Here is a 9198-nt window from a genome sequence, read left to right as displayed (position 1 = left end):
AGCCATAATTTTAAACACCGCCCATATGTTAGAAAAACAAAAGTAGTCCCCCAATTGTAAAAAACAAAATCATAATGCACTCAATGGAAGTTATTTATGCGTTTGTGTTTTCAAGTTGGGTTAAAATGGGCAAATGATTTAGGCTAAAACAGTTCCGTTCTAATTCATCGCAACCGAAGGTTTCAACAGACGGCTACCACACTTCCTAACAGTGACATCCTGGAATATTATTTCACGCAAAGCTCGCAACGAAGGCGCAACGATCGCAACGTAGGAAATCTTGGCGTGCGCTGCGTATTATTTTCGTGGCGTGCGTTGCGAGAAAACATTCCTGTAAACAGAAGTATGTAATGCGCATTTTGGACAACCTTAATGACGCTTGGACCAGCGTACCTCTTTAGCGTCAATCAGCATTACTTAGTGAGGGCCTCGCTTCGAGCAAGACCCTCATAGGTTATCTTTTATGTAATCTGTCACTATTTCATTAGACCTCCAGGATTTTGGGAGGCGAGGTCTTGCCATGACGGGTCCATATGCTGCTGCGCATTTAAACCATCGCCGAATCCGGTTCCGGCATTTCTTCGTCGGGGTCCATATGGATGTTATCCAGATTCTCATATTTTTTATCCAGCTCACGGATACGTTTTTCAAAGGTTTCATTGATCACATCCAGTGCTTGCTGTTCTTCTTCGGTGAGGTCGTCAGACATCATGTGATAAGTTTGCTTCATGGTGGCCATACGGGCACCAACCTTAGCCATTTGTGCAGTGAAAGCCAAAACATGTTTGCTCATTTTGAGTTTTTCCATGGTTGAGAGTTCGCTTTCGTCTTTGTGTACATAAGGCTCAATTTTTACAAAAAGGTCCTCGAGGTTGATGGAAAGCTCATTTAGCGCTTCGGTTGTGGTTTCAATGTATTCCACAACTTCAGGATTGTCCTGTAGTTCAGCCGGAATTTCAGCTTTCAGTTCTGGTAAATAATCCGGATCGGGTTGGTTGTTTTGGCTCGTTGAGCATGCTCCCAGCAATGCTGCGATGGAAAGGGCTAATGTAATATGCAGTAATTTTTTCATAGTGAGTGATTTAAATAAAAGTAAAAATAGTGATTTTTAGTTATAGTAGTTTAGAACTGATGCAAATACTTTTTATGTACCGCTGTTTGCCTTGTCGATAAGTTTCGCGTAAACTTGCTGAGCTTCTTCATAAAGGTTTTTATCAAACTCCCGGTTTGTTTTTCTTGAATTGTTGAAGGATTGAAATTCGGGGATTTTGCTATTTAATGGTGTTTTCTGAAGGATGGTTTTGACAACAATGCCGGGATTTTTACAATAATCATCATAGTTAATCAGCAGTGTGTTCGGATGGTCGATTTTTAGGATGTATTGGTAATAATAAATCCAGTTTTTCAACCAATAGTTTAAGCTGGTTTTATCATATGGATTATTGTACTCATGCGCATTAAAAACAAAGGGTTTTTGGTTTAGTCCAAATTCATGATGTCCCAGCCAGTTCATGTATTCAAGCACAAAAGGATCTTCTTTTTGTAATTTTTGATATTCGATGTGTTTTTCCATTAATGACGCAGCATGCGTTAGTGGGTCACGAAACATTAGCACCATTATGAATTCTCCATTATAATTACGCATGGAGTTGTACCTTAAAATAAAGTTGTTGTTTTTAGCCAGGTACGTTTTTTTATCGTCAGGTTTTATGATGTTTTGGTAGTCAAGGTAGTCGTTGTATGTTTCCTCTGAAATAGAATATTCTGTAAGGTGATCGGCTTTAATAAAAGCATCATCGGCTTTTACTTTAAAGAAATACTCCTCCAGTGCTTCGTTGGAGTTGTAGCCAATCATAATGCCATCTTTGTGGCTGCGCTCTTTGAGCTTTTCGGTTTTTGGTTTGTAGAATTTGCGCCAGGTGTTTGGGGCCATCAGAAATGGCATATTGGCATAATTGAGCGATACAAAGCCATCAACCTCCGACAGGTCGTTCATTAAACTGGTTGTCCCGGCTCGCGCGAGCCCTGAAACAATTACGAAATCGGGCCGCTGTTTTAAGCCTTTTTTTCTGATTTTTTTCTTTTCTCTTTTAAATAAACGGTTGGAAATATTGTAGTTGTCGAGTGCCATTCTGTGCAATAGCTGCGAGAGTTCGGAGTAATCCGAAGTTTTTTTCTTGCCCGATGGAATTATAAAGGGAATGGTGGCCCCCAGGGAAAGAAAAAGTATGGCATAAAACGAGGAAAAATCGAGTTCCTGGTAGTTTGTTTCTGTTACCAGGGCATAGATGATTATTGGGATACTACCAACGGCAAAAGCAATAATGATTACCAAAAACATTTTAAACAGAGCGGCAACTAAACCATTGGTTTTTTGCTGTACATCTTTAATTTTTTCATCCTCATCCGTTTCGGCCATAAGACCATTGACCAATTCCAGGCTACTTTTAGCCAATTTTTGAAAAGCAACCCGGTTTAAGCGGATAAAAAGGAAAATTATAAAAAAGCTTATCAGAAGAATTGCGTAATATATCATTTCTTATCTTTTTTCCTGAAAAACCTTTTGAATTTCATCCAAAAGATATACCCAAAGGCAAATACTACAATACCTCCGATAATAAAAATCAACACAATTGTACCTATGCCCAGTCCGGGTCCGATGTATAAGTTAATCATAGTTTATTATTCTTGTCCAGTTTGGTAAATGGTGATGTCCTTTATGTTGTGATTTGAAAACGTTTTTATATACAACTTCATTGTCTTTAATAATCCAAAGCAATCCGGAGTTTTGCTCCTCCACAAAATAAGTCGATGAATCAATGAATTCTACCAGTCCTTCTGTTGCAGTGAAGATTTCATTTGTTTTAAACAGTGAGTCACCAATAAAAGAATAGCTGTTGTTTTTTAAATTATATGTTACAACATTTGAATAGAAATCACCCAGGTCAACTAATGTTGCTGAATCTTTTGGCGGTTTCTTTGTCTCCCTGGATCTTCTGATGTAAAAGTTATTGTTAAAAATAGCCAATGTATTGTCATTTAGAAAATCAACATCATGTTGGCTAATAAAGGGACCTTCAATAATATCAATTACCTTATTTGTAGAGGGCCTGTAATGAATAACACAAGATAAATTTCTTAAGCTGATAAAGACATCGTCTTTCCGATAAAATTGAGTTGTTTTTAATGCTGGTTGAACATCATTTACATGGATAGGGTCTTTAGGAACTGGAGATTTTAGAATGTAATTCTCAAGATTGTTATCTTTCAATATCTGTGATATTGACTTATGAAAAAGAATTTCACCGGTTTCACCATCAATTTTGGTTATGGGGTAGTCTATATAAAAAACACGCCTTTCGTTAAGCTTGTACATACCCGTTGCCCAATAAACGCGATCTTTAGAGCAAGCCCAAATATCGCCATCGCTGTTTAGCTCCATGGAGTGGTGTATTATTACGCTATCCTGTTTCCATATTAGTTTGCCTTCTTTACTGACTCTTTTTAAGCCTGATGGTTTGAAATAGAAAGCGAATACAACGGATGTGTCCGGGTATAGCAGAGGATGCATAATCCTACTACGTTCAACATGCCCGTGACTGAGAGTCCATTTATTTAAAATGGAGTCGTTTTTAAGATTCCTTACTACGAGTGATCTTGAGTTGCTGGTGTCAGAAAAGGTTGAAAGCACCAGTATGTCTTTGTTGAGTTTGTTTATTGGCTCGAAGTTTTTAGGGGTAGGTATAAATGTTTTAGGTAGGCCTTTAACCTCTTCTACCGATTGCTCAAAAAGTTCTGGAAAGGAATACATAAATTTTACCGGCTCTGTTAGAAAACCAAATTTTTTATTTTCACTTGAAATCTGGTTGACCATGTATCCGAATAAAGAGAGGATGAAAAGTGAAATTACGACTATCGAGAATACTGTTAGTGCTTTTTTCATAACGATCAACTAAAATTTGGGTGGCAAAAATAATTTTAATTGTTTTAACGGTCAAGTGAAACAAGTTTTTATATTAAAATGTAACCAATAATAATTTGTAAAGCTACAGCGGAGTGCATTAGCCCCCGAATAAGTCTGATATTATTAATAAAAACTAGTAATTATGCAAACAGACATGATAAATAAAATTTATTGATTTTTTTTAAATATTGCATAGGAGAGCCCCTTATTTTTGTAATAGTCTTTGTTTTTGTATCCAGATTTTTTCATCAGATTAAAAAACAATTCCTTTTTCCCACTTTGACACATAACTATTATAATTTTTTCAGGGTTATTATTTTGAATGAGCTCTTTTATGGAATTAGCATTTCCAATTGGGTAGATATTATCATTCCTTAGTTTGGGGACAGTGTTTTTGTAGTCCCTAAAGTAATCTGGTTTATAATAGTAAGAAAATGCTCTAAATTCCCACCATTGGTGTATGACAACCAGGGTTTTATTATTTTTGCTACTTTTAACGTTATTGACCAATTCAGGCCAGTTTTCTTGTTGATTATCATACGAATTCACAGAAAGCAAGAATCCAAGTAAAACAATAAATGAGGTAGCGAAAATTACTTTGGTTAGATTAAGGTGTGTAAATAAGTAACTTATCGCTAAAAAGATGCCTATGGAGGCAAAAAGCACATAGCGATCTAATAAGATTGGAAATTTTTGTGACACTAAGAAATTGAGAATGAGAGTACCCCAAAAAACTAAAGATAAGAAGAAATATATTTTTTTATCAAATTCCTTTTTTATTGTTTTTTTCCTTAATCCTGGATTATAAATAATGATGAAAGATAATAGATTTACTGCCATAAGAACAGGATTTACAACATTCATTCCCACCTTAAGTATGCGATATGGTGTAGGGACAGCCAGCCAAAACTCACCAGCCGTTGGAACGTGATTGATTGTTGAGTATAAAAACCATGGCAAGAAAAAAACAAAAGCAATAGTCTGGCTATAAGTAAAATAAAAGAATGCCTTCTTATTTTGTTTGATGAATAAAAGGGTTCCAATAAGTTCAATAATAGGCAATAAAAAAGATGCGTAATGTGACAATATCATAACAAGGTTAACAAATGCTAATGCCGGTATATGCCATCTTTTAGGTTTCTTTATTAGTTCTAAGAATATAAAGATTGATAAAACAGCAAGAAGGGACACCAACGCAAACGCACGAATTTCATGAGCATAAAAGTATTGAGAAAAAGATACCAGAAAAAGTCCTGCAGCCACTAGTCCAAACCTGCTATTAAAGCGTTTAGCTCCAAGTGCAAAAATTAGTCCTCCAGCAAGACTGCTGAAAATTGTTGATAAAAGTTTTGCGTTGACTACTGTTACCCCAAAAAGTTTAATCCAGCCATGCAGAATCATGAAGTATAAAAATGGATTTTTGTCATTTATTATTCTTTCAAAGAGTTCAGGTAGAGATTGTTGGGAGAAAAACAGGCTGAAAGGTTCGTCTCCATAAAGACTATGTTCATGAATATTCCATATCTTCGCAACCAGATTGATGAGGGTGAAAAGTATAGTAAATAGAACTATGTTTTGCTTTTTCATTCTTTTGTTCAGAGCCATGAGCGTTGGTGTTAAAAATTCAAAAACGTGTAAAAATAGTCTTTAAAAAGTTATTCTACAATATAAACAATTCAAAAATGTTACAAAATTTAAGTGTGAACAATCTTAAGAAAATACTATTTATTTTGTTTTTTCTTTTACTGGTGGCAGATTTATCTTATGCCCTTATATGGCGATTAACCAAACTCTATTATTCTATCTCCCGATATTAGTAAAGTACCTGATAACCCATCGCAACTAAAAAACTTTTTAATAAAGATGCTTATCAAGCTAGCGCTGATATTTGATCGGTGTTAGTTAGGATTGGAAAAGAACGCAGGGATATTTTATCCTGAGGCAAATAAATTTCGGATAAAGGTGATTGTATTTTATCAAAAACATTGTTAGATTTGGCGGCACAATTTTAAGCAATTTATATGTCCTAATATTTCAGCCACCAGAATAGTTATGAATAATTATATTTCTGTGTTGAAATGGTTTAAGTCAACAATAAATTACGATGCTTTTTAATACAATTGATTTTGCCATTTTCCTGCCAATTGTTTTTGCTTTCTACTGGATCATAGGAAGCAAAAATATTAAGCTCCAAAATTTGCTTATTGTCGCTTCAAGCTATCTGTTTTATGGTTGGTGGGACTGGAGATTTTTGTTGTTGATTTTATTTAGCACTATTGTTGACTATACAGTAGGACTTGGGTTGTTAAAAGAAGAAAACCAACGTAAAAGAAAAATACTACTTTGGACCAGTATTTTAGTCAATATCGGATTCCTGGGCTTTTTCAAATATTACAACTTTTTTTTAGACAACTTCATCACCGCTTTTTCTTTCTTTGGAACAGAAATTAAAGCTAATTCTTTAAATATTATCCTGCCTGTAGGCATTAGCTTTTATACTTTTCAGACGTTAAGCTACACCATTGATATTTACAAACGAAAACTTGAACCCACAAGAGATTTTATCTCTTTTATGGCATTTGTGAGTTTCTTTCCGCAACTGGTAGCAGGTCCAATTGAGAGAGCATCCAATTTGCTTCCCCAGTTCCATAAAAAACGCGAATTCAGCTACTCAAAAGCAATGGATGGCATACTTCAAATTACGTGGGGGTTGTTTAAGAAAATGGTAATCGCCGATAATTGCGCTGAATATGCCAACTTAATATTTAATAACTCCGCAGATTATTCCGGGGTTACATTAGTATTGGGCGCATTGTTTTTCACTTTCCAAATATATGGTGATTTTTCTGGTTACTCTGATATTGCCATTGGTACTTCAAGGCTTTTGGGCTTCAATCTAATGAAAAACTTTGCATTTCCCTATTTTTCGCGTGACATAGCCGAGTTCTGGCGGCGTTGGCACATTTCCCTTTCCACCTGGTTCAGGGATTATGTGTATATTCCCCTGGGTGGAAGCAAAGGTGGTACAGGAATGAAAATCAGAAATACCTTCATAATATTTGTTGTAAGTGGTTTTTGGCATGGCGCAAACTGGACTTTTATAGTTTGGGGAGCTTTAAACGCTATGTTTTTCCTTCCCCTGCTACTCACAAAAAACAACCGTAAAAACCTTGATATTATTGGAAAAGGAAAATCGATACCATCACTTAGAGAGTTGTTTTCCATGGTACTTACCTTTGGATTGACTGTATTTGCATGGATATTTTTCAGAGCAGAAAGCATCGGACATGCCCTTAGTTATATTGGAGGATTCTTCACAGAATCTTTTTTTAAGGTTCCGGGTATGCTGAAAACAAATGAAATCAATCAAATTTATATCATTCTGATTATTTTTATTATAATCGAGTGGATTGGCCGCGATAAGGAATATGGTTTTCAGTTCATAAAATCCAAACCCAAAATTGTTGTTTATGTTGCTACCTATTTGTTAATTATGGCAATTGTTTTGTTCATGTCGCTTGAAGTGCAGGAGTTTATCTACTTTCAATTTTAAAACATTAGGCAATGAGAAAATTTGTAACCGAAATAGTTGTAATGCTTTCATTGATTACTATTACCATATTTTTAGCTTATCCAAAAAATAATCACTGGAGAGTCAGACTGCTCGAGATAAGGAAAGGGAAACTGAATATCATCAATCTGGGCACTTCTCACGGTGCAGACTTCTCTTATGATAACAGCGGCTTAACCGGCATGCATTTTAATTTTTCGGGAAATACACTTTTTTATGACCTGCATAACTATCTGTTCATAAAAGAAAATAATTATTTGGTAGATAATGGTGTTGTGGTCATTCCAGTCTCTTATTTTGCATTTGGATTAGACGAAAACCGCACAGATGGCAAGGTGGGAGAAGCGTTTGCTAATAAGTTTTATAATTACTTACCATCGGAGCATATCTACAATTACTCTGTTAAAAAAGACGTTAAATTATCGATTTATAAACTACAGGAGGCCTTTAATAAACTCATTCAAACCAAAAAAGAACAAAAGCATGTAAAAAAACAGAAGCATATAAAAAATGCTCCGACACAAAAGCCAGACAGAGAAAGCATAATTAAAAAACTTAATCACCATGCAAAAAGACGGGCGAAAAGGCATAAAATGCTCAGTAATTTTTCATCAGAAGCTCAAAATATGGCTTACCTTGAAAGGTTGCTTCAGGAAATAAAAGATGCAAATCATCAGCCCGTGTTGGTTACAACACCTTATTATAGCGCGTATAACAAAAATTTTGGTAAGGACTGGTTGAATGAAAACTATTTTTCTAAGATGCATGATTTAGCTACGAAATATGATGTTCTTTACCTTAATTACAGCCATGATAAAAGATTTACAAACAAACCAAGGCTTTATAGTAATTCGGACCATTTAAATGATAAGGGAAAGCAACTGTTTAGTGAAATTTTTTTAGATGATATTTCGATTTTACTTAAAAAGACGAAACCTGAATAATAAATTTAAATTTTGCAATCTCATCTGAAAGTTTGAATTTTAATAAAACCGGAAAACCCAGCTAGCGCCGATCTGCGATTGGTGCTATTAATGATTGGAAACGAAAGCAGGGATATCTTATCCCGAGGCAAATAGATACAAAAGTAAAATTGAAATACAAACAGCAGTATGGTTTTGGCTTTGCTGTTGTTTTCTAATGATAGGTATAGGCAGATAGCTTTTTCGCTGCACTCCGCGCGATGGCGTCGCTGATTGAGCTGTACAAACCTTAAATTGAGAATGTCATGGCGATCACAATCTTTATCAGTAGAAGCCATTTCAGATTTCCCGTTCCAGTTTATTAAAACAGATTTCTTCAGGTTACCGCTATAGCAATAACGCCTTAGGTTTTACTATATTACTTTTTTTTATTTGTACCGCTTTTTACTTACTAATTTTATAACACCAGTTTAACAGTTTGCCCGAAATTGCAAACTGAGTTTACGAGCTCAACGAAGGTAATCTCTATACATCATTTTCAATATAAAACATACCGATTACAACCGTCCGTAGGGAGCTCATCACGGCACACTCGGTGCGAGTGTGTGGGACGGTGGATAATCTGATTCGATTTGTGCCACCATTTCCGGAGTGGTTTGTGCCACTAATTCCGGTTCAAATTGTGCCACTTTTTGGGCGCGCGCAATTTTAATTCGGATTCGTTTTGTGCCAGTTTTATG

The 9198-nt window shown here is 35.5% G+C and carries 7 protein-coding genes; 2 read left to right on the top strand and 5 right to left on the bottom strand.

What is annotated here, in order from left to right; translation table 11 throughout:
- Positions 1–547 precede the first annotated feature (547 nt).
- The 5 genes from ACTB0Y_RS03110 to ACTB0Y_RS03090 form a co-directional block, all read right to left on the bottom strand.
- On the bottom strand, positions 548–1072 hold the full coding sequence (locus ACTB0Y_RS03110) for a hypothetical protein (RefSeq protein WP_463205332.1): 525 nt from the start codon (positions 1070–1072) through the stop codon (positions 548–550).
- A gap of 72 nt (positions 1073–1144) precedes the next feature.
- On the bottom strand, positions 1145–2536 hold the full coding sequence (locus ACTB0Y_RS03105; protein WP_463205331.1) for a hypothetical protein: 1392 nt from the start codon (positions 2534–2536) through the stop codon (positions 1145–1147).
- Positions 2533–2676 (bottom strand): hypothetical protein, encoded by a 144-nt coding sequence (locus tag ACTB0Y_RS03100; protein WP_463205330.1) that lies wholly within the window; start codon positions 2674–2676, stop codon positions 2533–2535. The genes ACTB0Y_RS03105 and ACTB0Y_RS03100 overlap by 4 nt, the downstream gene beginning before the upstream one ends.
- Positions 2669–3943, bottom strand: coding sequence for an arylsulfotransferase family protein (locus tag ACTB0Y_RS03095; RefSeq protein ID WP_463205329.1), 1275 nt, complete (start codon positions 3941–3943; stop codon positions 2669–2671). Before ACTB0Y_RS03095 ends, ACTB0Y_RS03100 begins: the two co-directional genes overlap by 8 nt.
- Positions 3944–4132: 189 nt before the next feature.
- The gene (locus ACTB0Y_RS03090; RefSeq protein ID WP_463205328.1) at positions 4133–5551 is read right to left on the bottom strand and encodes a glycosyltransferase family 39 protein; all 1419 of its coding nucleotides are present in this window, start codon (positions 5549–5551) and stop codon (positions 4133–4135) included.
- A gap of 517 nt (positions 5552–6068) precedes the next feature.
- On the opposite strand from ACTB0Y_RS03090, the gene ACTB0Y_RS03085 reads away from it, so the two are divergent.
- Both ACTB0Y_RS03085 and ACTB0Y_RS03080 read left to right on the top strand, forming a co-directional pair.
- Positions 6069–7517, top strand: a complete 1449-nt coding sequence (locus tag ACTB0Y_RS03085; RefSeq protein ID WP_463205327.1) for an MBOAT family O-acyltransferase — start codon at positions 6069–6071, stop codon at positions 7515–7517.
- Between the two features lie 11 nt (positions 7518–7528).
- The gene (locus ACTB0Y_RS03080) at positions 7529–8479 is read left to right on the top strand and encodes an SGNH/GDSL hydrolase family protein (protein ID WP_463205326.1); all 951 of its coding nucleotides are present in this window, start codon (positions 7529–7531) and stop codon (positions 8477–8479) included.
- Positions 8480–9198 lie beyond the last annotated feature (719 nt).

It is taken from the genome of Salinivirga sp. (genome assembly GCF_055145285.1).
The sequence above is the reverse complement of the archived record's forward strand: the minus strand, read 5'-3'. Positions and strand labels throughout refer to the sequence as shown.

Bases quoted from the DNA above. Each gene is read 5' to 3' on its own strand.
- ACTB0Y_RS03110 (WP_463205332.1), bottom strand. From the start codon at position 1,072: ATGAAAAAATTACTGCATATTACATTAGCCCTTTCCATCGCAGCATTG.
- ACTB0Y_RS03105 (WP_463205331.1), bottom strand. From the start codon at position 2,536: ATGATATATTACGCAATTCTTCTGATAAGCTTTTTTATAATTTTCCTT.
- ACTB0Y_RS03100 (WP_463205330.1), bottom strand. From the start codon at position 2,676: ATGATTAACTTATACATCGGACCCGGACTGGGCATAGGTACAATTGTG.
- ACTB0Y_RS03095 (WP_463205329.1), bottom strand. From the start codon at position 3,943: ATGAAAAAAGCACTAACAGTATTCTCGATAGTCGTAATTTCACTTTTC.
- ACTB0Y_RS03090 (WP_463205328.1), bottom strand. From the start codon at position 5,551: ATGAAAAAGCAAAACATAGTTCTATTTACTATACTTTTCACCCTCATC.
- ACTB0Y_RS03085 (WP_463205327.1), top strand. From the start codon at position 6,069: ATGCTTTTTAATACAATTGATTTTGCCATTTTCCTGCCAATTGTTTTT.
- ACTB0Y_RS03080 (WP_463205326.1), top strand. From the start codon at position 7,529: ATGAGAAAATTTGTAACCGAAATAGTTGTAATGCTTTCATTGATTACT.